Here is a 25,327-nt window from a genome sequence, read left to right on the forward strand (position 1 = left end):
AGGCACTAACAAGGTGGTCTCCTCCGACGCTTGCCGCGCCAGGTCAGCGATGACGAGAACGACCAGAGAGCGACCCACGAGAGTAGCCTGAATCTAGGAAGCCTTCGCGGCCATGCGGACGCTCTCTTCCAACTGTCCAAAAACTGGGTTATACAGTCGGGTCTTCCTGATTGGATAGACGCGGGAACTGGTCTTGTGAGCTTCTCGGATGAACGGGAGCAGGTGTATCGATGGATACGGAGCGTGCTGATGGGCCCTGCCGCGGGGCTCGGCGTGGCGATGAGCGTCAAACCGCTGGCTGGCATCAAGCCGTTGGAACGGTTTCAAACCGCCATCCTGTTCCCGATTGTGCGCGACGAATCCGGCCTCGACCCGGCTGACGATGACGGCGGTGACGATGCTGAAGACGGCCTGATCGCGGCGGACAGCGGCAAGGCGTCGGTCGCAGTGGGGGTGGCGCGACCCAAGCGTCGCGTCGTGCCGCCCTCCTCCGTGGGATTTTCTTTCTTTATCCAGGGCGGTGCCGCCGAGATCCAGCTTATCCCGCAGGCCGTCCGCTTTGAGTTGCCGGCGGACCGCAAGCGCAACGATTTTGAGGAGTGGCAACGCATCACCCTCGGTGCTGCGGACAACGAGGCACGGAGTCTCAAATCGCCACCCGCGGGCCAAGCCCAGGTTCGGATCGACCCGATCGCTTTGTTCGACGGCAGAGCCAGGCTGGACGTGCTCTGGCGGGCCCGCTCCGATGGTTGGCTGGTCACCGTTTCCCTGAGCAACGCGCAGCGGTTGCCACCGAAAGCCCCCAATTCAAACGGCTCTGCTGAGGCGCGCAACGAAGAACTCCGTCAGCGTAACAATCTGGCGCTGTTCGAGGTTGCGCTGGAATGCGTCATCGACACGGGCCGCATCGGCCCCTATCCACGGGCGGACTTCCACCTGCTCGGCTTGGAGGAGCAAGAACTGGAGCTGCGCTATCGCGAGCGCATCATCTACGCCATCGGACACGGCGCGGCCGTTGATTGGACGCTGCGGGAAGGTCGGGTCGTCAGTCTGCGGACGGAGTTTCTGCCAAAGGTCGAGGTCCCTAGGTTCGACCCCACCGCTGGAGAAGCCGTCGGCGCCGAGCTCGGCGTCGAGCGGCTCGCGATGATCGAAACTGACCATGATCAGATCTGCACGGCGCTGCAACGCTTCGTCGACGGATACTGCGCATGGATCGCAACACAGGCATCAAGCATCGACGGGCTAGCGTCCCGCTACCGGGAGCCCGCTGGCCGGATTCTGGCGCGCATGGAGGATGCCTCGGCACGGATGCGGGCAGGCGTCGAACTGCTGCGGAGCAACCCGCTCGTCGCACGCGCCTTCGGCCTCGCGAACGCGGCCATGGCCTCGCAGATGCGCCAGGCGATCCCGCGCTGGCGGCCGTTTCAGCTCGCCTTCCTGCTCCTAACCCTCGAGTCCGCGATCGACCCGGACGCCGAACACCGTGATGTCCTGGACCTGATCTGGTTCCCCACCGGTGGCGGCAAGACCGAGGCCTATCTGGGGCTGATGGCGCTCGTGATCTGGTGGCGCCGGCTCAAGTACAAGGCGAGCGGCGGCGGCACGACGGTGCTGATGCGCTATACGCTGCGCCTGCTCACCAAGGATCAGTTCCGGCGGGCCGCGCGACTCATCTGCGCCATGGAACTGATGCGCCGTAAGCAGCCTGAGCTACTCGGCGCCGAGCCAGTGACCCTGGGGCTCTGGGTTGGCGGCGCGTCGAGTCCGAACAGCTTTGCTGCCGCCAAGCAGGCCGTCGACGACGCGATCGCGGACGAGCAGACCCGTCCCCCGAGTCTGCTCGTGCTGGAGTCATGCCCCTGGTGCGGCACGGCGTTCAGCGTGCCGGACAACTTCGACGCGGGCGCGCAGCACTTTCACTTCCGCTGTACCCATGCCGCATGCGACTTCGGCAGGGCGGAGGGTGTCACATTGCCCTGCAACGTCGTGGATGAGGCCCTTTACCGGGCGCCGCCGACGCTGCTGCTGGCAACCATCGACAAGTTCGCGCGACTTGCTTGGGAGGAGCGCAGCTCGGCCTTCTTCGGGTGCGGCCGCAACCGCCCACCGGAACTGATCATCCAGGACGAACTGCACCTGATCGCGGGCGCCCTGGGCTCGGTGGCAGGGCTGTACGAGGCGGGTTTGGAGACCGTGCTGCGCATGCGCGGCATGTACCCGAAATACGTGGCGTCGACGGCCACGATCCGCATGGCAAACGAACAGGTGAGGCGACTCTACGGGCGTGAGACGGCGGTGTTCCCGCCGCCCGGGCTCGATGCAGACGACGCCTACTTTGCACGCAACATTGCGCCAACCCGGGAGCGACCGGGGCGGCTCTATGTCGGCTATCTGGCGCCGGACCGCAACCGCCAGCGCTGCCTGGCCCCGCTGGCAGCCGCGCTGCTGTCCGCGCCGGAGGCGCTGTTCGGCGATGCCGCATCGGACCGTGACGCACTGCTCGATGCCTGGTGGACCTTGTTGGTCTACCACGGCAGCCTGAAGGGCGTTGGCGTCAGCCGCAACGCGCTGCGCGAGATCGAGGAGCGCATCGACCGCTTGCAACGCGAATGGCGTCAGCAGCAACCGGCTGCCGAAGCCCCAGACCAACAACCGGGTTCTCCGGCGGACCCTGAGCCGCGCTGGCGGCAGCAACTCGCTGAGCGCCTGACACAGCTCACCAGCCAGATGTCCGCGGACGAGAACGCCCGGGGCTTCGAGCGGTTGGCGAAGACGCGCGAAGACCCTGACTGCCTCGATCTAGCGCTGGCCACAAACATGGTCTCGGTGGGACTCGATGTGCCCCGGCTTTCGGTCATGATCATCAACGGCCAGCCGCTGACCACGGCCGAGTACATCCAGGCCAGCTCACGTGTCGGCCGCGGTGAGGTGCCCGGCATCGTGGTCGCCAACTACTACCGCGACCAGGCCCGCAGCCTGTCCCACTACGAGGACTTCCGCGCCTATCACGAGGCATTCTATCGCTTCGTCGAACCCACCAGTGTCACGCCCTACACCTACCAGGCCCGCCTGCGGGCATTGCACGCGGCGCTGGTCATTGCGGTGCGCCATGCCAACGATGACCTAACCGCCAACGAGCGGGCACAGGCCTTCGACCCGGGCAGGCCGGAAACGGGCAAAGTGATCGAGGAACTCATCAAGCGTTGCCGCTGCGCCGACCCGGGGCGCGGAGACGAGACCGCCGCACACATCCGCAGGCTGGTAGAGCATTGGGCCGACACTGCTCGCCGCGCGGGCGAACAACAACAGCGCCTGGTCTATGCCGGACCAGATCGCGACCGGCGCGACCTGCGCCTGCTCTACAGTCACGACGCCCGCGTGCCGGGCGAGTGGGTCACGCTGCACAACATGCGCAATGTCGAGAACACGGCGTTGATCAAGATCCTATGAAGCGGTTCATCCCGACCCGTTGGTCCCACATGCTCGGTTTCAGTGGTGTCGGCGCCTTGGTACGCGCCGACAACGACCTGTTCGTGGTCATGGACATCGGTTACTGGACCGACAAGGGCGGCCAGCCGGCCGGAGAGCCGCTTTACTACGTGGACCTACTGCGCGGCGCCCTCGAGCTTGATGACAAGCAACTGCTGCAACCGCCGCTGGCACGCTTGATCAACAACGGAGTCGTGGACGGTACCTGTGTGCCGGCACTGCGTTTCCCGCGCTGGGCGCGTTGCCCGAGCTGCGGACTCCTGCATTACCAGCCTTGGAAGGCCGCGACGCCGGGGCAGCAGGATTCACTTGACGACCCCCGTTGCCGCTGCAAGAAGCGCTCTCGCTTGCGGCAGGTGGACTGGGTCGTCGCCCATCCAGACGGCGGACTCTGGGATGTGCCATGGCACTGGCTGGCACACAAAGATGGGCAATCGGAAACGGACTGTCGCAAGGGCTGCGAGCAGCCGTCGTTGCGTCTGAGGCGCGACACCAAGAGTGGCCACTGGACGCTTCACTGCGACCACTGTCATTCGTCCCAGCGCTTTAGCCCGAGTCAGCAATTCCAGGATAAACAACGTTCGAGTCTCCAGCCCTGGCAGAGGCAAAACACCGACCAGGCTGTTCCCAGCAAGCAGTCCGCCAGAATCCTGGAGGTGAGTGATCCGAGGCTGTATTTCACCCGATTGCGCGGTGGTCTGGTGATTCCGCCCGAGTCCCAGGTTGAGCGTGGAGGGCTGTTGGATCGGCTGTATTGCAATCATGCCGTGCGCATGGACATCGCCCGCGCCAGGACTCCCCTGGCGCGTGGAGGCATATTGCGTCCATTGGCCAACCAGTTCGGTTGCACCCGCGAGACATTGGAGTCCGCGCTGGAGCAGATCGAGGCCGGCTGGCCGCTCTATGGCGAGACCCCGACGCGAGGCCAACTGTTGGAGAAGGAGTACCGGGCGCTAACGACACCGATCCCGGATCAGCGCGAGGGAGAGGATTTTATCACCAAACATCGAACCACAGCCTGGCAGTCGCTGCCGCTCGAGCAGTCCGATGGCTTGCGGCTCGGAGCAGTGCGCGCTGTCGTAGAGCAGCTGGTCGCTGTCACCCGGCTGCGCGAGATCCGGATCTTTACCGGTTTTCACCGTGTCGAGCAATGGTTCGAAGACGGCATCAAACCCGACACCGGGGACGCTGCCGAGGCGTTGAGTGCACGGCTGGTGCCACCGGATCTCGACGGGCAGCTCGATTGGCTACCGGCGATCGAACTCTACGGCGAGGGCATCTTCTTTACGCTCGACGAGCGCCTGCTCCAGCGCTGGGAGGCGCAGGACAGCTTGTTGCACCGCGCCGATGCCCTGCAGCGTCGCTTCGAGCGCACGGGCATAGGGTTTCCGGAAGATCCGCCAGTGCCGCTGACCCCGCGTTTCATTCTGCTACATACCCTGGCGCATCTGTTAATCCGCCGGTTGGAGACCGAGGCCGGCTATTCGGCGGCGTCGATTCGCGAACGCATCTACTGCGCCGCCGGCCCCGAGCCCATGGCGGGCATCCTGGTCTATGTGGCGGTGGCAGACATTGCTGGCTCCCTGGGCGGCCTGGCGGAGCTGGCGGAGCCGGAACGCCTCCTGCCGCTGCTCGCCGGGGTCTTCGGTCAAGCGGACTGGTGCTCGCTGGACCCGGTCTGCGCCGAGCACGACGGCCAGGGCCCGAGCCAACTCAACCTCGCCGCCTGCCATGCCTGCGCCCTGGTGCCGGAGCCGAGCTGCCAGTTCGGCAACGTGCTGCTAGACCGCGTCTTCGTCGCTGGCGACCTCGGCGGCGAGATCCAGCCCCTATTGGCCTTTGCAGCCGAGGACTGAGCCCGATGGCCGCGCGCAGCTGCTCACTGCCCAATATCCAGGACTTGAGTAAGGAGCAGGAGCGCGCCCGGCTCCTGCCGCTAGAAGGCTGCCACCTGGTCGTCGGCGGCCCCGGCACCGGCAAATCGGTGCTAGCCCTGCTGCGGACCCGGCGGCATCACCGCAAAGAAGGTGGCCAGAGATACGTGTTCCTCGTCTACAACAAGCTGCTGTTGGAGGCGAGTCGGGAACTGGAGGGCGGATCGGTCAACGCCTGTACCTGGATCAGTTGGTTTAAATCCATGTACGCGCGCACGCTGTCGCAGCCATGCCCCTTGGTGGATGGAAAGCCGTACAGTCTTGACTGGCCCGCCATCAAGGAGGCAATACTCGGCGCGCCCGAGTTGAAGCCACCGCTGGAGCCCTTCCTGGTCATTGACGAGGGCCAGGATATGCCGAAGGAGTTCTACCACGCGCTGGCGGAATTGGGCTTCGAGCATTTCTATGTGGTCGCGGATCAGAATCAGCAGATCACCGATGAGTGCAGCTTGCCGCGGGAGATTGCGGCAGCACTCGACATCGACTTCGACGACCGGATCGTGCTGACCGAGAACTTCCGCAATTGCGATCGCGTCGCGCGGCTGGCGCTGGAATTCTGTGTTGCACGTCCGGACAGCCCCTGCGTCGAGTTGCCGAAGGCACGGCCCTGTGTTAGGGCGCCGATCCTGGTGGACTACGGCCCCGGCTGCCGCTGGGACTACGACGAGCTGGTCGCGCGCGTGCTGAAGCTCGCCGACCGGAACCCGGCAAAGCTGATCGGCATCATCACACCGAACAACAAGAGCCGCGCACGCTGGTTCAACGCCTTGCGGGGCCATCCGGTCACACTGGATCACGGCCGCCCCCGCATCCTGACCTATGCGTCTGGCAGCGACGGCGGCGATCATCGCTTTGCCGAGGGCGGCATCTTCGTCATCAATGCCCAGTCCTCAAAGGGCCTTGAATTCGACACCGTGTTCCTGGCCGACATCCACGAATACTCCTGCCCGCCCGATAACCAGGACTGGATGGATGACCTCAAGCGTCGCTTCTACGTCATGGTGTCTCGCGCGCGAGAACAGGTGATCCTGTTGCGGCAAAGTGGCCGGGGCTGCCCGGTCGAGGTGATCCTGCCAGCCGATCAAGATACCCTCAGACGCTGGAGATGACAGTGACCGACCCCGAGCAAGCTTCCCTTGAGCAGCCGACGCTGGAATTGACTGACCCGGCCGAATCCAAGGCCATCGCCCCTCGCCGGCTCTGGCACCTGGTGACCAACCAGCTCAATCTCATGTACCTGCTCTCGGCGGGGCTGGTCACCGGCCCCAAGGGCTTCGGCAGCAAGTATTACGCCGACCCGCTGTCGGCGGCGCCGGGCTGGATTCCACTGTTCGACGATGCGATTCCGGCGGGGGCACTGGCGCAGGCAACGAGCGAAGTTGGGCATCTGAAGCCTGTGATCGCCAGCGTGGATCTCAGTAATCTGCGCGGCCCGATCCAAGCAGTGGATCTAAAGAGCGAGTTGCGGTTGCTGCAATGGCCCGAGGACGCGCGCGGCGACGAGCGCCTGCTGTGGATTCCCGCTCCACTGCCGATCAGCTGGCTGCAAGCCATCCTCTTCCCGTCGAAGGACGCGCGGGCGCTGGTGCGCGAGCAGGCCACGGACTACGCCAATGTGCCACTGGATGCCTACAAGCAGCAAGTCAAGGCGCGACTGTTCTCGGCCAAGTCGACCCTGCCTTGGCCCATCGACGGCCTGTCACCGCCGGCTCGCGACCAGCCGCTGCAACATGTCTCCGCGGTCGGCGCAGTACAAGGGCTGTTGTTTGGGCTTGGCAATCGCGGTGATGCGCTGATCGCGGCCGCTAGATGCCTGACGCGTCTGACCCAGACTTCGATCCAGACGCCGCCCGGGACTCCGACCGAGAACGCCGTCGAGCCGGTCGACAACCCACTGCTGCGCGGGGTGCTCGCCTGGGTGGACGGCGAGAGCGACCTTGCGAATGCCGACGTTCAGGGCCGCATCCTGGCCCGCCTGCTCGCTGCCATCGTCGACGCCAAGACACCGGTGGACGGGGCGAGCGCCAAGGAATGGTGCCCGCCGGATACGCAGCAGGTGGTACTGGACGTGCTGGAGGCGGAGCGCCAGGCGCTCGCGGAGCCGAAGTGGCAGGAGGCGCTGACACGGTTGATTGCCGATCTCAAGGGCGCTGTGGGACTCGGTGATGCGACCGTCTCCGAGCTGTTGCAGCGCCACTCCAAGCCGTTCTCCCGCGGCTTGATCCTGTTTTTCCTGCGCCAGCGTTGCGACGAGCTGCTGGCCATGGAGCAACCCCTGCTGACGGACCAGGACCGTGTCGTCGCAGCAGCCCTGTTCGGCGCCCGCGACGGCTGGATGGGGCTCCCCCCGGAGCTGCAAGCGATGCCTGGCCTAACCGCGGCGATCACCCACCGCATGGCGATGCTGGCCCATCGACCGCAGGCGACGGGTCTCGACTTGGGACCCGCGCCGCCACGGGTACAGCCGCTGCGCGAACTGTTGACCACCGACGGCGAGCGTTGGAGCAAGCGCCAACACGACGGCGCGCTGGCACTGGCCCGCGGCATGGGTTGGCGCGAGGCGCTGCATACGCGGATCAGCCTCGGCAAGGGCGATTACCGCTTGCAGGTGGACGGGCGCGGCGCGCATCTGCTGCTCGATGGCGACGTCAAGGCGGTGACGATCGACGTGGATGCCAGCCGGTTGTTCGAGTTGCTCGCGCTGTCCGCAATCCCGGCAGCGCTGGATGCCAAGGTGCGTGCAACGCTCGGAGCGCAAGAGCGGGAGCGCCAGTCATGAGAATGATCCCGTCGACGCCGCACGCAACCAACAGCAGCGCCGAGCGTCGTGTGTTCGACCGGCTGCGCGGCGCATTCGAGCAGGGCCAGGAGCGGGGACAGGCATTGACCGTCTTGCATTCGCTGAACCTGACCCGCCATGCCTCCAAGCGCTTCGGCGAGGCCGACTTCGTCATCGTCGGCCCCCGGGGCATTCTCGTGTTGGAGGTGAAGGGCGGTGGCATCGCTTGTCATGACGGGATCTGGTACTCCACCGATCGAACCGGAGTGAGCAACAGGCTCAAGGAGAGTCCGTTCCGGCAGGCCGAAGCAGCCATGCACGGCTTGCGTAGCCGGCTAGAGGCGGCGCTGCCGCCAGGCGTCTGCGCGCAATTCGTTTGGGGTTACGCTGTCGTCTTTCCGGACTGCGACTGGTCCATCACTGGTGCGGAATGGGAACAGGCGATGGTCGCAGACTCCCGGGCCGCAAAGAATATGGAACGATGGCTGTCCGGGCTTTACCGCTATTGGCATCAGCGGGACAGTCGCCGGCTCGAGCCTGCAACCCCAGAGGCGCTGTCCAAGATCATCAAATTTCTGCGACCGGCATTCGACGTCGGCGTGCCCTTGCATGTGGCGCTGGATGCATTGGAGGAGCGGGTTACCGCGTTGACTGATGACCAGATGAATCTGCTCGACATCGTCGACGCCAATCCGAGGGCGATCTGCACCGGTGGCGCGGGCACCGGCAAGACCTTCCTCGCCCTGGAACTGGCGCGCCGATGGGCGGGCTCGGGCCAGCAGGTGCTGCTCGTCTGCCAATCACCCTGGCTGAAGCATTGGCTGGAGAAGCGATTTGAGATCGCGGGCGTCAGCGTCAGTGTCGCCAAGTCCGTCACAACGGCCGCGCGACGCGCCGGTGTCGATCAGTTCGATGCATTGATCGTCGACGAGGGGCAGGATCTGCTGAGCATGGAGGCGCTGGACCGACTGGACGCCGTGCTGATAGGCGGCCTGGAGCAGGGGCGCTGGTGCTTTTTCCACGACATCAACAATCAGGCGGGCTATTTCGGCGCGCCCGACGCCGACGCACTGCCGATGCTAGAGTCCTACGGCGCGGCGCGGATGCCGCTGAAGCGCAACTGCCGCAACACGCGCCAGATCCTGAGCGAGGTCCAGTCCGAACTCGGCGCGGACCTGGGCGTGCGCGGCACCGGCGACGGTCCCGAGGTCGTCCGCCACCAGGCCAAGACCAGGCAGCATGCGGCCGACGTGCTTATGGCGGAGATCGAGCGGCTCACCATTCGGGAAGGACTGTCGCTGTCTGAGATCACCATCCTATCGCCGCGGCCCTTCCCCGACTCGGCAGCCGCCCTGTTGCCCGCCAAGCTTGCAGCCGATCTCACCGAACTCGACGAGTTCGCGCTGCGCGACTTTCCCCCGGCGCGCATCAGCTTTGCCGAGATCGCAAACTTCAAGGGGCTCGAGAACGAGGCGGTGATCCTGATCGACTTGCCGCGGGAAGCGGATGCCCCACGATCCTTCACGGATTTCTACGTCGGCATGAGCCGCGCGCGGTCACTGCTGATTACGATCGTCACCGACTGATGCAAGCTGGCCTGGCCCGGCCCTGCCGCCAACAACCGCTTGAATTAGGCGATTGCCGGAATATCTGATACCAGATGGCGCCGGATTCAGGTTTGCCTTCAAGGAGCACCGGCGAGAGCATCGCCGGGTTTTGCGCAACACGACCTCCAACGTCGAACCATCGGCGATGCGCACCGCCATAGAGCGCGCCTGCGCCCCGGCGATGATCGCCGAGGGCTAAAGGCCGCGCATCCAGGCCGCACGCAAGGGTGCCGCCTCGGGTCGCGTGATCGCTGCTCGCACCTGCTGGAGCAGTCGCGCCTTATCCGCACCCAGAGTGCCCTTTAGCACCAGCCAGTTGGAGGCATGATCGGCGCGGAAGATGGTGCGCCGAAGCTCCAGGGCGCTCAGAAACATCTCCATTTCCGCGAGGAGTCCATCTTGCCCTAACGGCTGCCAGTCTGGCCAGCGCTCCCGATAGCGTGCGCCGCCATCCGCGAGCATGACGACCAAGGTCGATAGATACTCAGGCTGGGTCGCGTTGATCAATCGCGCCGAGTTCTCTGCGTGCAGCCGGCTGAGCGCCACCCCGCCCAGGCCATTGAGGATCATGACCGAGCGCCGGATGCCCGCCGCGCCGAGCTTATCGAGCGCCTCGCGGGTCGACTCGAAGGTCTCGCCCTTGTTGACCCGAGCAAGCACGGTGTCGTCCCCGGATTCCGCACCGAGATAGACGCGCTCAAGCCCGAGGTCTCGCAGCTCGCGCAGTTCCTGGAGCGATTTCTTCCTCAGATTGCGCGCCAGGCAGTAGCTTGAGACGCGGCGCACGGCCGACAAGTGCTGGCGGATCGCGCTCAGGTAGCCCATGAGGCTCCGCGTCGGCAGCGCCAGGGCGTCACCGTCGGCGAGAAAGACCCGTCTAACGGAGTCGCCGAGCCTCTCGCCGCAAAGCCGAATGCTTGTAAGGACTTCAGCCTGGTCACGGGCACGAAAGCGCTTGTGCGGGGGGCTGTACATCTCGCAGAAGCTGCACTTGTTCCAAGAGCAGCCATCGGTCACGGGCAGAATGAGCGAATCGGCCTCGCTCGGCGGACGGTAGACGGGCTCGATGTAGCGGATGGGCAGATCGTCGTTCAGGGCGCGATCCTCCTTATGGTTGTGAGCGGCGCTTGATCGACGGAGCAGACGCGGTCGAGACCTGGGCAGAGCTGTAAGCCAGACTCGACAACCGTGCGCGCCGCCTCCTTCGGCGGTCGAGCGCCAACCCTCGACCTCCAGGGCACAGAGCGGAGTGCATTGTGAATCCCCAAGGCGGCCCAACGCTAGATGCCAAGTCGTCGTCCGTGCTGCAACCTGTCCGTTCACACTCAATCGCTGGAGGTCTTGCTATGGAATACGATCGATCCTTTGCGCTCGTGGAAGCCGTGATCCTCGTCGGACTCTTCGTCTGGCTCCGCTACCTGAATTCCTTGGGGTCAGGCGGCCATAGGCGTGAGGAAGCCGAGCACGAGGCCGATGCAAACCGCATGGACGGCACCGGCAAGTCCTGATCTGGTCGAAGACGCTCGCACCGCAGCCTTCCTCGATGTGGTCATTGGCCACAACGAAAAAGCGGGCCGAAGCGCATGCTGTGCGCTCCGGCCGCTCGACTTGGTTCAGCCGTGGTCGATCATTCGTTGCAGGCGATGGCAGGCGCCGGAAGCGTTGCCGCGGCGATGATGCCTTCTACCTGACTGGTTGCGAGCCCCATGACTTTGGCGATGTCGCGATGGAAGAGATTGCCCATGAGTCCGCTGTTCATCCTGGCGATGACGACACTGCCATCGTCGCGCTGATAGACCGAGATCCGGCAAGGCATGAAAGGCGTCACCATCAGCGAGTCATCGTTGCGCAGGATCTTGTAGGCGTGCTCCGGATGGCAAAGCTCGAGGACCGCAACCTTGTTGACGGTGTAGCCGTGCTTTTGCATCGTCTGATCGAGACGGTAGATCTTGGGGAGCTGCCAGCCCTTCTCCGTGACTGTGGTCTTGATGGACTCGACGGTGTCTTCAAAGGCGAGCGGGCTCACCGTCTGCTGGATCATGAATTGATCGGCGCTCATCCCGGCAACGGCTGCGAGAACGACGGCACCGAGGATGAAACCGGCGACTGCGGAAAGGATGGTTTTCATGCTGAGGTCTCCTGGGCGGTATTGTGCTTTTTTGAGTCGGCGGCCTGTTGAGGCTCGCACGAGAGTCTTTACAGGGAACGTGCCAATATTGGCTCTAGAGACGTCTATCACCGCTGGCGAGACCGTCTGAAGGTCTTTTTAGAGCAGTCAAGATTCCACCTCATTATTATATTTTTCATACAGATAGACACTTCGACTCGGCGCACCGCCGTCAGCTTTGCGTGAGGAACTGCTGCCCCCACAGCCTCTGCTTGCAAGGCACTGACAACCGAAATCCCTCCGCATTGATGGCAACGGGGTTACCGCTCGGTAACCTGATTCCGATCACAGTTCTTGAGCGTTACTATTGAGTAACGGGAAATCATGAGTAACGGGAAATCACCTGAGTAACGGGAAATCAAGATCCCGCAACAAACCGGACGACAGATCCGGACGGCAAGAACAACCGCCTGAGCGGATGGAGGATCTGGATGGGCTATCGCCTGCGTATGACGCTGGCATTTGCTGTTCTGTCCGTGGCAAGTGTCGTCGTCTTCACCTTGTTGTTCCTCTCGAGCAGCTATCACGAACTCAAGGCCGACCGCATCGCCAGCGTCGAGCGCATGACGTCCTGTCTGGCCGGCAACATCTACTGGGACATGCACGCCGGCGACACCCACCGGGTCGACGAGGCACTGAGCCGCTTCGCGCGCGGCGTGCCAGGCACCAAGCCACCCGTGGTGCTCGTCCTCAACGAGACCTCGGACATCTATGCCTCGACGGCCGACGACGCCGGGGCCGGGGCCGCCCGTCAAGACGAGGGCGCAAAGGCGCTCGGCTCGAGCTTGCGCCTGATCAGCGGCCAGCTCGAGGACGACGCCATCCTCACGACAACCTTGGAGAGCGCAGCCGGATTCATCAGCGCGGCGCGCGTCGAGCGCGACGGCGAGCAGCTGGGCTCCGTCTTCGTCGACTACCCGCTGGCCGCGCTGGATGACCACTTCATCGCCCTCTTCCGCACCGCCGTCCTCTGGAGCCTGCTGCTGCTCCCGGTACTCCTAGCCTTGGGATGGCTGATGGGCAGGCACCTGGCGCGGCCCATCGACCGCTTGCGACACTGCATGCAACGCGTCGGCGCCGGCGACCTGGATATCGACTGTCAGGCCATCCGCAGCAAGGACGAGATCGGCGTTCTGGCCCGGGGCTTCGAGGAAATGCTCGCCGGACTGCGCGAAAAGCGGCTGATGGAAGAGGAGATGCGGCGCACCGAACGTTTGGTCGCCGTCGGCCAACTGGCGGCTGGCGTCGCCCACGAGATCAACAACCCCCTGGGCGGACTGCTCAACGCCGTCAGCACCTTCAAACGCCACGGGCATGACCCCCGAGTGGCCGAGAAGACGGTGGACCTGCTCGAGCGCGGCCTGCGCCAGATCCAAACGACGGTGTCGGCGCTGCTCGTCCAGGCACGGGTCGAATCGCACCCCCTGGCACCGGCCGATCTCCAGGACTTGCAAACCCTCATCGGCACCGAGGTCAAAAGCAAAGGTATCCAGCTGGATTGGAGCTGCGGCCTGACACACCAGGTACCGCTGCCCTCCTCTGCGGTTCGCCAAGTGCTCATGAACCTGCTGCTCAACGCCATTCAGGCCACGCCCAACGGCGGGCGCGTCACCATGACCTGCGTGCCGCAGTCGCGCCATCTGGAGCTGCGCGTCCAAGACGAGGGGCCGGGGATCGCACGCGAGGAGATCGACCGCCTCTTCCAGCCCTTCTACTCCGGCACTGGCGGGCACGGACTGGGGCTCTGGGTGACCTACCAGACGATTAGCCAGCTCGGGGGCAGCATCGAGGTCCACGACGCCGAGGATGCTGGCAAGGGCTCCGGGGCCGTAATCGAGGTTCGACTCCCCTACTCCCGCGAGGAGCGGAGCGCGCGCGACCAGCGTCCCGCAGAATCCGCCATACCTGAGCAACAGCCCCAGGAGGTCCTGACATGAGCCGGCTCTGTCTCGTGGAAGACGACCCCATCATGGGCGAATCCCTCGCTGATCGTTTCGCGCTCGAAGGCATCGAGGCACAGTGGTTCCGCAGCGCCGAAGAGGCCGAGACGGCCTTGGTGACCGAGCCCTTCGCCGCCGTGGTGTGCGACATCCGTTTACCCGGCCTGTCCGGCGACCGCCTTTTCGAGCAGCTGCGCAGGTGTCGGCCCGTGCTCCCGCCGTTCATCTTCATTACCGGCTTTGGCGATCTGAGCCGCGCTGTCGAGCTGCTCAAGCTAGGCGCTGCAGACTATATGACGAAGCCCTTCGATCTCGACCGACTCATCGCTCGGGTCCGCGACATTATCGGCTCCGCCGCCGAGCATAGCGAGGATCGCGACCGACTTGGGATCTCCAAGGCTATGGACCGGGTCGAGCAGATGCTGGCACGCATCGCCCCCTTGGACACCACGGTGCTGGTGCGCGGCGAGACTGGCACGGGCAAGGAGGTCATCGCGCGCCGGCTCCACCAGCTCAGCGGCCGCGAGCCCTTTGTCGCGGTCAACTGCGCGGCCCTGGTCGAGACCCTGGCCGAGTCAGAACTCTTCGGTCATGAGCGCGGCGCCTTCACGGGCGCCACTCAGGCCCACGCCGGCGTCTTCGAGCAGGCCAACGGCGGAACGCTCTTTCTGGACGAGGTCGGCGACATGCCGCTGCCGCTCCAGGCCAAGCTGCTGCGCGTGCTTCAAGAGCGTGCCGTGGTGCGCGTCGGCGGTCGCGCGCCCATTCCGATCAGCACGCGCGTCGTCCTGGCAACGCATCAGGACCTTGAGCAGCGCATCGCGGACGGACGCTTCCGTGAGGATCTCTTCTTCCGCATCAACGTCGTGGAGCTCAAAATCCCGCCCTTGCGCGAGCGCCGTGCCGATATCCCCTGGCTCGCGCGCTGTTTCCTCAGTGATTGCGGCGAGCGCCGCGGCGGCGTGCCCCATAGGCTCGCGCCCGAGGCGAAGGAGGCACTCTGCCGTCATGACTGGCCGGGTAACGTGCGCGAACTGCGTCACATGATCGAGCGCGCCTGCATCTTCGCGGACGCCGAGCAGCTCAGTGCAGCGGATCTCTTCGAGCCAGGCCTGGGAGCCGACGCACTCGAAGCAGCGACGGAGGAACCGGATCAAGCCGCAACCCTGGACAACTATCTGGCCAGCTGCGAGCGTCGCTACATCGAAAGCCGACTCGAAGACAACGCAGGCCGCGTCACCGTTACGGCCGAAGTGCTCGGGATCAGCCGCAAATCCTTGTGGGAGCGCATGAAGCGGCTCGGGATCCGCAAGACCCCGGCCGAGCGGGGCTAAGCTCCTGCCCGAAGCGCGTGTTGGCCAAGGACACAGGCCCACCAATCACCCGCGCCGCCATGCCCGCGCATCGCATCGCGTCGCGGCAATAAGTCGCGCACAATGAAGCCTCACACGACCAGCCCACACGCCGGTCTCAGACAGATCCCGCGACCAATGCTCGCTCAACCCCAGAAAGCCTCTCGCCATGACTGACCCAGCCAAGCCTTCCTCCAAGCCTCCTGTCAGCCGCTGGCGCGGCTGGGCCTTCAACGTCGCCTTGATCGTCCTCATCTTCGGCGGCGTCCAGTGGTGGAAGGCCAGACCCTTGGCGAGCGGCGAGGCGCCGCTCCTGGCGGGAGTGACCATCGAAGGCACGCCCCTGGATTTGCGCGACTACCGCGGCCAAACCGTCATGGTCCACTTCTGGGCGAGCTGGTGCCCCGTCTGCCGCGTCATGGACGGCGCGGTCGAGGCAATCTCCAAAGACCACCCCGTCATTAGCGTCGCCCTGCAGTCCGGCGGACCAGGCGAGCTGCGCGACTTCATGCACACATCAGGACTCAGCTTCCCCGTGCTTCCGGATGCCAATGGCGAGATCTCAAGCCGTTGGGGCGTTGCCGGTGTGCCGACCACCTTCGTCGTCGATGCGGCCGGCCAGATCCGTCAAGCGACCGTTGGCGCCAGCTCCGGACCAGGCTTGCGCGCGCGGTTGTGGATGGCGAGCCAAGCGGAATAAGGGAGCGATGTAGAGACCTTCGCCCATGCCGTGCGCGGGTATTGGGGCGGCATCGCTCGCATCGGGAAACAATTGATGAGCGCTTTCTAAGTCCCAGTTTGCAACCCTTCTTCGCGCAAGCGGTTGAACTGGCCTATCCCGATGCCCTGCGGATCGCAACTCTCGAAACCGGTCTCCAGGCAGTGATATTCCCCGCGACATGTCCCTTCCATGAGCGCGACCTGCTTGATGAGGGTTATTGGCCGGATGCGTCTTCGGCCTGATGCATCAATCGCAAGCCAGTCATCGCTGTCCAGGTCATGCGCAAGCGCCGGTTTCGATCACGCTGTCAAGCCAGGTGCCGGTCTGAGGCAAAGCCTCGCTAGAAGATGAGCCGCTTCTGCGAAGCCCTTCCCTCTTCTCGGAAATTGGGAAACTGAGCCAGGATCTGGCGGCGTGCGGCCGCCGTCTTATAGCCAAGCGTGGTGAGCGCTTGGCCCACGTCGGTTGTGCTATATCCCCCTCCCGGTTGCTGCTGACAGGTCGCGCGCAGATGCGCCATGGCTATCGCGACCTCGTTCGGAATGGCGCTTGGGGTCGGAAGGACAGGTTGGAGCGGCTGCCTTGCTGGCGTGGTCATCAGCTCCGTGGTGCTGGCTGCCGCTTGCGGCGGATCCGACAGACTCGGGAGCAGGAATGTCGTCAAGTTCGTCCGTCGGGCTGTCGGGACCTCACCGTCAGCGTAGGCGACGTAGAGGCGAACACCCGCGGCTTTGACCTGTTCGGCGGCGTCGAGCAAGAGCGTATCGCGCGACACGACCACGACGCGCGTGCGGTTCTGCCGATGCTCGGCGACATCTGCTCCTAAGGCGAGGATGAGCGCGATATCTGCTGCATTGGGGCGACAGGGCACGGACAGGTTCTCGATCACCAGCTCGGGAATCTGCTCCCGCAGCGTCTTGATCCAGGCCTCGTTCTTGTTCCCTTTGTCGTTGCCCGCCACGATCACGCGGGAGATGTGACCACCGACGTCCTGCTGTAAGAGGTCGAGCAGGGCGGCGGCGCTGCGAACCGACTGATTGTCGGCATCGATGTAGAGGGCGAAGGCCGGACGCTCGCAGGGCCTCGGTTGAGCCTCTGCGAGCGTCAGTCTTGGAAAGTTCTGTATCAGGACGTCATCCATGGTTTAGCACTCGGTAGTCACCCTGGCATAGGATGCCGCCCGCTAAACCCCATGGCAACGTCTGGAACCTGGGCCGACTTCGGACCACGAAACAGGATAACTGACCGCGCACTTGCTCAAGGCCGCGCGGTCAGTGTTTGAGACGGCACCTCCGAGGTGCCGTCTTCACAGAGGTCCAGGCTCAGTAGACCGGCACCGCCTTGTCGTAGTGCAGCCCCTTGTTCGCGGCCTGCTCGCGGACCGCACTGAAGATCTTGTAATCCAGTGAATCCTCGGCTCCACCCTTGGCCTCGACCTGGGCATTGACATAGTCGGCGCGCTGCTTGGTCAGCGCCTGGATCTCGCCCTTGAGCGTCTCGCGCTTGTGGGCCGTCTCCGTGATCACCGCCTGTTGGGCCTCCGCATCGAGATCGACCAAGGGCGCCGGAAGCTCCTCCGCTGGGAGTTCGGCCAGGTCGACACGACCGCTGACGACCTCGTCGACCAACTCCTTGTCGCCGAGCAGGCTGGCTTCGCCGCTCTCGGAGGTGACGAAGCCAGCACGACTCGCAAGAGCCGCCGGCGAGGCCGCTGCCTTGGCGACACGCTCGGCCTCCAGCTTTTCGCGGCGCTCGGCCCGCTCTTCACGCTTGCCGTAGTAGATGCGCGTGGCGTCCAACTCGGCCGAAAGTGTGGCGAGCTTCTTGTCGTAAGGCGTGGCGATGGCGACGGCGCTGCCACCCTGCTCGACTTGAAAATAGCTGCCCGCGCCGAGCTGGGCGACCTGCTGCCATTCCCTGCGTGTGTCGCCCTGAGTACCGCATTGGATGGCGTTCACCCGAATGCCGCGCCCCTTGGCCTCGGCGAGCGTTTGCGGATAAGGGACATCGTCCTGATAGTCCATGTGCGCCGGGGCATCGCCCACCAGGAAGATCACGCGGTAGACATTGGAATCCTGACTCCAGCCGATGCGGTGCAGTGCGTCATGGAGTGCCTGATTGACGCTCTCGGGACCATCACCTCCGCCCTGGGCCTGGAACTGCATCAGCTCGCTGTGGACGGCGTCTAGGTCCTTGGAGAGATCCACGACTCGGGTGACATAGTCGTCGCCGCGATCACGGTAGGCGACCAACCCCATGCGAATCTCGGGCGCCGGCTGCGCGGCGGCCATGGTCGCGGCGATCGACCAGATCTTGTCCTTGGCCGCCTGGATGAGGCCGCCCATGCTTCCGGTCGTGTCGAGCACGAAGACGGCCTCGATGACTGGATGCTGGCCGACATCCGGCAGGGGAGCTGGGTCTAGGATGGGCGCAACGGGCAGTCGGGTCGACTCGGCCGACTGAATGCTCGGATAGTAAAGCACCGCGCCCGTGGTGATAGCCATCAGGGACAAGGCTGCGAGCGTGGTCTTGGTTGGCGTTTTCATGATCTGCTCCTCGATTAAAAAGACTCAGTGACGGACTGAAAGCCGCTGCAGGGCACGCTCGGCCGCGCGCTCCGCGACGGCGAAGGCGTCCTCGGAGGGGTCGTCTCGACGCGACCAGTCCGAGCGGCTGGGGATGAGTGGAAAGAGGGCCTGGACCAGCAGGAGCGTCCAGACGGTCAGGAAGAGACTGCCGGTGCGCTCGAGCGCCCAAAGGGCGGCCGCGAAGCCGAGCAGCAAGAGCCCGAGGTCCAGCAATGCCGCCATCGGCTCCGCGTGGTGGTAGAGGACGCGCGTCAGCCAAACGAGGACGAGCTGGGTCAGGAGCTGCAGTCCGAGCCCGCCGGACAGCCCGGCCACGGTCAGGCTGATCGCCACCCAGCCGAGCACGACGACGACACGTCCGACGCGCTCTGCGCTACGCGCCAGGAGGTAGAGGCCGTAGCCTAGCCCGATACCCATGCACAGCAGCTGCGCGACGTCGGCCGAGGGCAGGAGCAGACTCAGCCCCGTCTCAGTGACGGTTGCCAGCAAGGCTGCACCCAGCGCGACCAGGACGCCTTCGCCAAATCCGGGCCTGGTCATGATGTCGCCCCCCGCTGGCGCTTGGCCTGCAGCAAGGCAATCTCGACGTCCGCATCGCGCACGGCATCGGAGGATGACGACCAAGCCTCGCTGAACCTGCCCTCCTCGGCCGCTCCGCTCTCCTCATAGAAGGCAGCGCGCGACCTCAGATCGACGAGTCTCGCCTCCTGCTCGGCCAGACGCTGCCGCCGCGTCTCGGCGTCTGCCTCCAGGGCGCGCAGACGCTGGCTGAGTTGTCCGGCCTGGCGCTCGGTCTCCAGACGCCGGCGAATGACCGGCCGCGCCAGATCGTCCTGACCGGCCGCGAGGCAGTCGTCCAGCGCCTCCGCCGTCTGTCGCAGGCCGCGCTCCAGCTCTGCTCGCTGGTCCTGGAGCCGTGTCCCTTCGCGCTCTAGCCGCGCAAGGGCGCGCTTGTCCTGGTCCAATGCCTGCTCCATCTCCCTCACGGCCTGGGCGAGCACTAGATCAGGTGCCTCCAGACGATCCAGCATGGCGTGCAGATCCGCGCGTACGAGTCGCGACAATCGTGTGATAAATGCCATCGTCGGCACCTCCGTTGGGCTCTGTTGACTGACACTTTCAGTCTATGGAGCGGGACCGCAGAGGCGTAGACAGGGCTTGGTAAAAGCTCGAGGCGGGGTTTTACAAGGAGTTTACGAAGGCGCAGGACTGGCGGAGATAGGATTTTGGCAGTTGGCAGTTGGCAGTTGGCAGTTGGCAGTTGGCAGTTGGCAGTTGGAGGATGCACCCTCCTTCGCCTCATTGAAAGTCACCGAATCCTCTGCCTGATCGGGGTATGCTCAACTCAGGCGCTTTGGATGAGATTTACCGGCAATCGCCTTATCGCACCACGCCCCCCCAAGCACCGCCGCCTCCAAGACGACACCTGAAACCTGACAACTGACAACTGACAACTGACAACTGACAACTGACAACTGACAACTGACAACTGACAACTGACAACTGACAACTGAAAACTGAAAACCGCCCCATGCCCCGCAAATCCCGCTTGCTGATCATCGAAGACGAAGAGCCCATCCGTGTGGGCCTGGAGGATCTCTTCATCTTCCACGGTTTCGCGGTCGAGAGTGCGGAGGACGGCCCAACCGGTCTCGCCAAGGCGCTCACCGGTACCTTTGATCTGATCCTGCTCGACATCATGCTGCCGGGGCTCGACGGCTTTGCCATCTGCGACCGCGTGCGCGCCGTCGATCGCGCCCAACCGATCATCATGCTGACGGCGCGCACGGCGGATGCCGACATCATCCAGGGACTGCGGCTCGGCGCCGACGACTATGTCTCCAAACCCTTCTCGGTGACCGAGCTGGTGCTGCGCGTGCAGGCGGTGCTGCGGCGCAGCGGAGCCTTGGACACTGACCAAGCCAAATTGATGCTCGGTGACTTGGAGTTGGACACCCTCAACCTCAGCGGTCGGCGTCATGACCAGGAGATCCCCTTCACCCAGCGCGAGGTGGACATCCTCAAGTATCTGGCCGCCAACGCGGACCGACCGGTCTCGCGCGAGGAGCTGTTGAACAAGGTCTGGGGCTATGCGCGCGACTGCGGCATGGAGACGCGGACCGTGGACATCCATATCGCCAAGCTGCGGCGCAAGATCGAGCCTCGACCGAGCGAGCCCAGGGTGCTGCTCACGGTGCGCGGGGTCGGGTATCGGCTGGTGACTGAGCCCAGCGGCGGGGACAGCTAGGATGCAACCGATGGCAACGCGCATCACGACTGGCGACTGCCGCAATGAAAGGCGCTGACCACAACCGCGCCCGCAATCGGCTGAGGCTGGGCATTGTGCTCTTCGTGCTGGCGCTGGCGGTGCCCAGCCTGCTGCTGGTGCACAAGGCGTACGATCAGATGAAGTGGGAGTCCTTTCGACTGCAGCAGTTGATCGCCGAGGAGCTTGCTGATCGGATCAACGACGCCCTCGCCGCCATGGTGCGCGCTGAAGACGCCAGGTCCATTGACGACTATACCTTCCTCGTCAGCTCAGGTGATCCAGCAAACCCATACACCAGGCGCTCCCCCCTCGCCGAACTGCCGAGCGGTGACACCATTCCGGGCCTCATCGGCTGGTTCGAGGTCGCGGCCGACGGCGACTTCAGCTCACCCATGGTGCCAGCGCCAGGCATCTCACCCACCGACTACGGGGTCGACGCCGCCGAGCTGGCGCTGCGGCAGGCGCGGGCGCAGCAGATTCGCGGCATCTTAGTCGGCAACAGCCTGGTCGAGCGCGACTCCCGAGACCGCCGCGCCAAGCTCGCCAGCACCCCGGCCGAAGCGCCGGAGCCCGCTGTCGCAGGCCGGGCAGCCCAGGCGCTCGGCGCCGTCGCCGATCGCGAGATCCTCATGGCGCCAGCCCCTCGAGAAGCCGCCGAGGCGCTGCAGACTCAAGCCGAGCCTGAGCGCATGAACCGGCTCTCCCAGGCGGCCTTCGAGCGCCTAGCGCGCAAGGAGGCTGCCCCGTCCCTGAAGTCGGAGACGGCGGCGCGCTCAAACCGCACGGACGCGCTCCGACTCGATGAGGAACTGGCGTTGCGCGGCAAGCGCCGCGAAGCAGCGACTCTCGAGGACAAGTCCGCCCGCGCGGAAGCGGATGAGGCGCCTCTGTTCGCACCGGCAGCGCCAAGCCTTCAACAGGGAGGTCTACCGGCAGAGGAAGCCCAGGAGCGCGCACCCGTGCAGCTGTTCGAGAATGCGGTCGAGCCCTTCGAGGTTGGCCTCCTCGATTCCGGCCATCTCTTGCTGTTTCGAACGGTCTGGCGACAGGGGACGCGGATCATCCAAGGCGCCCTAATCGAGCAGGGTCCCTTCTTGGCAGCACTGATTGGCAAACCCTTGGCCACGACCGTGCTGGCGCATACGACCCATCTCATCGTCGCCTATCGCGGCGAGGTCCTGACCAGCTTTCGCGCCCAGCCAGACGGGCGCTACCCCTTGGCATCGACGCCACTCAATAGTGGTCCGCCGCCGCTGAGCGGCGCCCTGCTCTATCGCGCCCGGATGCAGGAGCCCTTCGGCGGACTAGAACTGATCTACAGTGTCAGCCGGCTGCCGACGCCGCCGGGGGCCGCCGTCATCGGCTGGATGGCTGCGGCCCTGGCGCTGGTGCTGATCGCCGGCGGCTGGCTCATGTATCGCCTCGGACTCGGCCAGCTCGCGCTGGTGCGCCAGCAGCAGGACTTCGTCTCGGCCGTAAGTCACGAGCTGAAGACGCCGCTGACCTCCATCCGCATGTATGCGGAGATGCTGCGCGCGGGCTTCGCCACGGAGGAGCGCAAGGCGACCTACTACAGGTTCATTCATGAAGAGAGCGAGCGGCTGTCGCGCCTGATCACAAACGTCCTGCAGCTCGCGCGCATCGGGCGCGACGCCTTGGTGCTGGAGCCCAGAGCCATCGCGATCGGCGAGCTGGCGGCCATGGTGCGTGAGCGGGTCGCGAGCCAGGTGGAGCGCGCGGGATTCGTATTGGAGACGACCTGTGACATCGACGCCGAGATCTTGGTGGACCCCGACGCCTTCGTTCAGATCATCATCAACCTGGTCGACAACGCCCTCAAGTTCGCCGCCAAGGCTGAGACACGGCGCATCGAGATCCGCTGCGAAGTCCTGGACGCCAATCGACTGCGGCTCGGCGTGCGCGATTTCGGGCCAGGCATTCCCAAAGACCAGCGGCGACGGATCTTCGACCTCTTCTATCGCGGGTCCGATGCCAAGGCCAAGGCGATCTCGGGAACGGGCATCGGTCTTGCGCTGGTACAGCGCCTGACTGGCGCCATGGGGGGACGGGTTGAGGTGGCCGAGCAGAATCCCGGCGTGGAAATACGGGTCGATATGCCCATGACGAGGGTGCCGCACAGGCTCCCTCGTCAGGGCCGCTGACGCATTCAACTCAAAGCTCCTGCTTGACGACCTCCATGATGAATCGGCATCCATGCGCCAAGCTCCCTATGACCGAAGAAGCTGCTGCCGATCTCGATGATTCTGGCGGCTCGGCCCAGCTCTATGACGGCGTATCCTGGACTCGAGCCTGCCTTGGACGCATCGACCACCTGCTGCCAAAGGATGGGCTTCCGATTCCCGCGAAACGCCTACCCTGCTTCCAATCGAACTGCCACTGCACTGGTGAAGGACACCCACCGATCGCATGCACTCAATCCGATCGATGGGTGCCCAGCCGTGGGTGATGGACTCCCTTCACACCCGGCCGAGGCGAGCACCCGGCACCGCGACGGATCAGCGTGACAACTCCCTCCCTCTCTGCTGCTGCTCCGTCTTGGTGGGCGGGATCTGTGCGGGACGCATGGGTTGGCGGGTTGCCAGCGACATCACACCGAGCACGCATCCGCTCATGAATGCCCAACCTGTCATGACTCCAAACCATTGATACATATACGTCATGGTCTTTCCCCGGTTGGTGGATGCGCTTGCTCGGCTGGCTGATCGCTCTTGAAGACCCGCACTGCTCGGCGACGAACACCCTCTTCGACCTTCCTGAATGCTGGAGCCATCACACATCTCGGCTCCAACCCCAATCCCTGAGGGGACTCAGCCCCCACTGCTCAGGCTCCTTACGACTTGAGCTTAGGGCACGCCTATGGGTGCCGACGGGACGGGCGTCACAGTTCGTGAGGCGTTCGCGCAGGGACCAATGGATGCACCGGAATGGGCGTGCCGATTGAGAACGACAGCACAGATTCTCATGTCGACCAAGGGGAGCGACTCGAGGAAAGCTGGTCGCAGACCTCAGTCGGAGTTCAGACAGGCACGGCTTGCGCTTACGCCGGCAGGACAGCCTTCCGCATGGATTCTGCCGAGACCGCCGCCCCGAAGAGAAAGCCTTGCGCGATGTCACAGCCCTCGGCCGCGAGCCTGTCGCGTTGCCCTTGGGTCTCGACACCCTCGGCGATGACCTCGAGCCCGAGCTGGTGAGCCACGTTGATGAGCATCGTGGTCATGAGGGCGTCCTCCTCATCGGTCTCCAGGTTCTCGATCAAACTGCGATCGATCTTGAGCTTATGGAAGCTGAACCGCCGCAGATAATGCAGGGAGGAGTAGCGCGAGCCAAAGTCGTCCATGACCAAGGTCACGCCGAGTTCGCTCAGGGTGTCGAGCACGATCCCCACCTCAGGCCGAGCCTGGACGAGAGACGCCTCGTTCAGCTCCAGCTCGAGGCGGGTACCAGAGGCCCGGCAATTGGACTGGAGTTCGCGAATCAGGGTCGCGAAGTCATGGGTCAGCTGTGCGGTCGAGATATTGACGGCCAGCACCAGCCCGTCCTCGGGCTTGTCCCAGCAGGCAACCTCGCGGCACGCCTGGCGCAACAGCCAGAGACCGAGCGGGCGGATCAAGCCGGTCTCTTCGGCGATGGGAATGAAGACACTGGGCGGCACCTCGCCGAACTCGTCGTCATACCATCGGCAGAGGACCTCGACGCCGACCATCTGCCCATCGGAGAGGCGAACTTGAGGCTGGAAGCGAATCTCGAGCTGATCCGCGCGCACGGCTTGAGTCAGGCGCGCTTCCAGCTCCAGCCGATTGCGCACCTTGACCCCCATCTCTCGTGAGTAGAGGCAAAAAGTACCCGCGCCCTGCTCCTTCGCTGCGTACATCGCCGTGTCCGCGCACTGCAGCAGCGCCCCCACCGTCTCACCGTCCGCAGGATAGAAGGCGATGCCGATACTCGCCCCGACGGTGACCATGGCGCCGGAATCCAGCCGGTAAGGCTCGGAGAGCCGTGCAATGAGGTCCTCGGCAAAGTGCGCGGCACCCGTCTTGTCCTTGCTGCTCTCGACCAGCAGTGCAGAACTCCTGACATACGCCCATTAACTCGCTGAAATGGTGTTATAATTCTGGCTTGAATCGATAAATAAATACGAGACTATCAAACCGCCATGCCAGGCACCGTCGAGCTTCCCCTGCTGCCCGAAGAGGCGATCACCTTGGGTCCGCGGCTGGCGGTCGTAGAGACGCCCGAAGCGCTCATCTTCATGAATGCCTCCGGCCCGCTGATGAGCTGCGCGCACGGCGATGCGGCGGCCAAGCGCTTCATCGGCGCGGTCGTAATGGCGCAGGGTCTCGCCAAGGGCGAGGATCTGGCGGACGTGTTGGGCGTTCACCGCTCGACCCTGTTTCGCAATCAAAAGCTTTATCGGGAAGGCGGTCTGGAAGCCATCCGCGACGGGCGCGGTCACGGTG

Annotated in this window: 20 protein-coding genes; 13 read left to right on the top strand and 7 right to left on the bottom strand. The window is 64.5% G+C overall.

Going from position 1 to position 25,327, the window contains the following annotated elements; translation table 11 throughout:
* Positions 1–249: 249 nt before the first annotated feature.
* The 5 genes from G3480_RS01575 to G3480_RS01595 are packed head-to-tail and all read left to right on the top strand — an operon-like array spanning position 250 to position 9,791.
* Positions 250–3,453, top strand: a complete 3,204-nt coding sequence (locus tag G3480_RS01575) for a helicase-related protein (RefSeq protein ID WP_206171439.1) — start codon at positions 250–252, stop codon at positions 3,451–3,453.
* Entirely contained in the window at positions 3,450–5,348 is a 1,899-nt protein-coding gene (gene drmB / locus G3480_RS01580; protein WP_164651896.1) for a DUF1998 domain-containing protein, read from the top strand. Before G3480_RS01575 ends, drmB begins: the two co-directional genes overlap by 4 nt.
* 5 nt (positions 5,349–5,353) lie before the next feature.
* Positions 5,354–6,535, top strand: a complete 1,182-nt coding sequence (locus tag G3480_RS01585; RefSeq protein WP_164651897.1) for an ATP-binding domain-containing protein — start codon at positions 5,354–5,356, stop codon at positions 6,533–6,535.
* Positions 6,532–8,205 (top strand): hypothetical protein, encoded by a 1,674-nt coding sequence (locus tag G3480_RS01590; protein WP_164651898.1) that lies wholly within the window; start codon positions 6,532–6,534, stop codon positions 8,203–8,205. The genes G3480_RS01585 and G3480_RS01590 overlap by 4 nt, the downstream gene beginning before the upstream one ends.
* Complete coding sequence (locus tag G3480_RS01595; protein ID WP_164651899.1) at positions 8,202–9,791, top strand: nuclease-related domain-containing DEAD/DEAH box helicase; 1,590 nt, start codon at positions 8,202–8,204, stop codon at positions 9,789–9,791. The genes G3480_RS01590 and G3480_RS01595 overlap by 4 nt, the downstream gene beginning before the upstream one ends.
* Positions 9,792–10,007: 216 nt before the next feature.
* Here G3480_RS01595 and G3480_RS01600 read toward each other — a convergent pair whose 3' ends face one another.
* Positions 10,008–11,135, bottom strand: a complete 1,128-nt coding sequence (locus G3480_RS01600; protein WP_338114040.1) for a radical SAM protein — start codon at positions 11,133–11,135, stop codon at positions 10,008–10,010.
* Between the two features lie 23 nt (positions 11,136–11,158).
* Here G3480_RS01600 and G3480_RS01605 point away from each other — a divergent pair, with 23 nt between their 5' ends.
* Positions 11,159–11,320: a hypothetical protein gene (locus tag G3480_RS01605; RefSeq protein ID WP_164651900.1), complete on the top strand. Its 162-nt coding sequence runs from the start codon at positions 11,159–11,161 to the stop codon at positions 11,318–11,320.
* A 119-nt stretch (positions 11,321–11,439) separates the two neighbouring features.
* Here G3480_RS01605 and G3480_RS01610 read toward each other — a convergent pair whose 3' ends face one another.
* Complete coding sequence (locus tag G3480_RS01610; protein WP_164651901.1) at positions 11,440–11,940, bottom strand: DUF302 domain-containing protein; 501 nt, start codon at positions 11,938–11,940, stop codon at positions 11,440–11,442.
* Between the two features lie 470 nt (positions 11,941–12,410).
* On the opposite strand from G3480_RS01610, the gene G3480_RS01615 reads away from it, so the two are divergent.
* From G3480_RS01615 to G3480_RS01630, 4 genes are all read left to right on the top strand, one after another.
* Positions 12,411–13,916, top strand: a complete 1,506-nt coding sequence (locus G3480_RS01615) for a sensor histidine kinase (protein WP_164651902.1) — start codon at positions 12,411–12,413, stop codon at positions 13,914–13,916.
* A complete protein-coding gene (locus G3480_RS01620) occupies positions 13,913–15,253 on the top strand; it encodes a sigma-54-dependent transcriptional regulator (protein WP_164651903.1) in 1,341 nt (446 codons plus the stop codon). The genes G3480_RS01615 and G3480_RS01620 overlap by 4 nt, the downstream gene beginning before the upstream one ends.
* A 187-nt stretch (positions 15,254–15,440) precedes the next feature.
* Positions 15,441–15,971 (top strand): protein disulfide oxidoreductase, encoded by a 531-nt coding sequence (locus G3480_RS01625; protein WP_164651904.1) that lies wholly within the window; start codon positions 15,441–15,443, stop codon positions 15,969–15,971.
* Positions 15,947–16,234 carry a DUF29 family protein gene (locus tag G3480_RS01630; protein ID WP_164651905.1) on the top strand — a complete coding sequence of 96 codons (288 nt, stop codon included), beginning with the start codon at positions 15,947–15,949 and terminating at the stop codon, positions 16,232–16,234. The genes G3480_RS01625 and G3480_RS01630 overlap by 25 nt, the downstream gene beginning before the upstream one ends.
* A gap of 98 nt (positions 16,235–16,332) precedes the next feature.
* Here the strand turns inward: G3480_RS01630 and G3480_RS01635 are convergent, their stop codons facing one another.
* The 4 genes from G3480_RS01635 to G3480_RS01650 form a co-directional block, all read right to left on the bottom strand.
* The gene (locus G3480_RS01635) at positions 16,333–17,133 is read right to left on the bottom strand and encodes an NYN domain-containing protein (RefSeq protein ID WP_164651906.1); all 801 of its coding nucleotides are present in this window, start codon (positions 17,131–17,133) and stop codon (positions 16,333–16,335) included.
* 181 nt (positions 17,134–17,314) lie between these two features.
* Positions 17,315–18,538, bottom strand: coding sequence for a vWA domain-containing protein (locus G3480_RS01640; RefSeq protein ID WP_164651907.1), 1,224 nt, complete (start codon positions 18,536–18,538; stop codon positions 17,315–17,317).
* 24 nt (positions 18,539–18,562) lie between these two features.
* Entirely contained in the window at positions 18,563–19,120 is a 558-nt protein-coding gene (locus G3480_RS01645; RefSeq protein WP_164651908.1) for a hypothetical protein, read from the bottom strand.
* Positions 19,117–19,662: a PspA/IM30 family protein gene (locus tag G3480_RS01650; protein WP_164651909.1), complete on the bottom strand. Its 546-nt coding sequence runs from the start codon at positions 19,660–19,662 to the stop codon at positions 19,117–19,119. Before G3480_RS01650 ends, G3480_RS01645 begins: the two co-directional genes overlap by 4 nt.
* A gap of 449 nt (positions 19,663–20,111) precedes the next feature.
* Here G3480_RS01650 and G3480_RS01655 point away from each other — a divergent pair, with 449 nt between their 5' ends.
* Both G3480_RS01655 and G3480_RS01660 read left to right on the top strand, forming a co-directional pair.
* On the top strand, positions 20,112–20,828 hold the full coding sequence (locus G3480_RS01655; RefSeq protein WP_164651910.1) for a response regulator transcription factor: 717 nt from the start codon (positions 20,112–20,114) through the stop codon (positions 20,826–20,828).
* A gap of 44 nt (positions 20,829–20,872) precedes the next feature.
* Positions 20,873–23,011 carry a sensor histidine kinase gene (locus G3480_RS01660; protein ID WP_164651911.1) on the top strand — a complete coding sequence of 713 codons (2,139 nt, stop codon included), beginning with the start codon at positions 20,873–20,875 and terminating at the stop codon, positions 23,009–23,011.
* An 896-nt stretch (positions 23,012–23,907) separates the two neighbouring features.
* On the opposite strand, the gene G3480_RS01665 is transcribed toward G3480_RS01660, so the two are convergent.
* On the bottom strand, positions 23,908–24,930 hold the full coding sequence (locus G3480_RS01665; RefSeq protein WP_338114041.1) for a putative bifunctional diguanylate cyclase/phosphodiesterase: 1,023 nt from the start codon (positions 24,928–24,930) through the stop codon (positions 23,908–23,910).
* A 93-nt stretch (positions 24,931–25,023) separates the two neighbouring features.
* Between G3480_RS01665 and G3480_RS01670 the strand changes: the two genes are divergently transcribed.
* Positions 25,024–25,327 (top strand): helix-turn-helix domain-containing protein (locus G3480_RS01670; protein ID WP_164651913.1); only part of this gene is annotated, 304 nt, incomplete at its 3' end.

It is taken from the genome of Thiorhodococcus mannitoliphagus, from assembly GCF_010915725.1.
GTDB classification, from domain to species: domain Bacteria; phylum Pseudomonadota; class Gammaproteobacteria; order Chromatiales; family Chromatiaceae; genus Thiorhodococcus; species Thiorhodococcus mannitoliphagus.

Bases quoted from the DNA above. Each gene is read 5' to 3' on its own strand.
- G3480_RS01625 (WP_164651904.1), top strand. From the start codon at position 15,441: ATGACTGACCCAGCCAAGCCTTCCTCCAAGCCTCCTGTCAGCCGCTGG.
- drmB (WP_164651896.1), top strand. From the start codon at position 3,450: ATGAAGCGGTTCATCCCGACCCGTTGGTCCCACATGCTCGGTTTCAGT.
- G3480_RS01610 (WP_164651901.1), bottom strand. From the start codon at position 11,940: ATGAAAACCATCCTTTCCGCAGTCGCCGGTTTCATCCTCGGTGCCGTC.
- G3480_RS01585 (WP_164651897.1), top strand. From the start codon at position 5,354: ATGGCCGCGCGCAGCTGCTCACTGCCCAATATCCAGGACTTGAGTAAG.
- G3480_RS01595 (WP_164651899.1), top strand. From the start codon at position 8,202: ATGAGAATGATCCCGTCGACGCCGCACGCAACCAACAGCAGCGCCGAG.
- G3480_RS01615 (WP_164651902.1), top strand. From the start codon at position 12,411: ATGGGCTATCGCCTGCGTATGACGCTGGCATTTGCTGTTCTGTCCGTG.
- G3480_RS01650 (WP_164651909.1), bottom strand. From the start codon at position 19,662: ATGGCATTTATCACACGATTGTCGCGACTCGTACGCGCGGATCTGCAC.
- G3480_RS01660 (WP_164651911.1), top strand. From the start codon at position 20,873: ATGAAAGGCGCTGACCACAACCGCGCCCGCAATCGGCTGAGGCTGGGC.
- G3480_RS01640 (WP_164651907.1), bottom strand. From the start codon at position 18,538: ATGAAAACGCCAACCAAGACCACGCTCGCAGCCTTGTCCCTGATGGCT.
- G3480_RS01620 (WP_164651903.1), top strand. From the start codon at position 13,913: ATGAGCCGGCTCTGTCTCGTGGAAGACGACCCCATCATGGGCGAATCC.
- G3480_RS01645 (WP_164651908.1), bottom strand. From the start codon at position 19,120: ATGACCAGGCCCGGATTTGGCGAAGGCGTCCTGGTCGCGCTGGGTGCA.
- G3480_RS01655 (WP_164651910.1), top strand. From the start codon at position 20,112: ATGCCCCGCAAATCCCGCTTGCTGATCATCGAAGACGAAGAGCCCATC.
- G3480_RS01635 (WP_164651906.1), bottom strand. From the start codon at position 17,133: ATGGATGACGTCCTGATACAGAACTTTCCAAGACTGACGCTCGCAGAG.
- G3480_RS01590 (WP_164651898.1), top strand. From the start codon at position 6,532: ATGACAGTGACCGACCCCGAGCAAGCTTCCCTTGAGCAGCCGACGCTG.
- G3480_RS01605 (WP_164651900.1), top strand. From the start codon at position 11,159: ATGGAATACGATCGATCCTTTGCGCTCGTGGAAGCCGTGATCCTCGTC.
- G3480_RS01575 (WP_206171439.1), top strand. From the start codon at position 250: ATGGGCCCTGCCGCGGGGCTCGGCGTGGCGATGAGCGTCAAACCGCTG.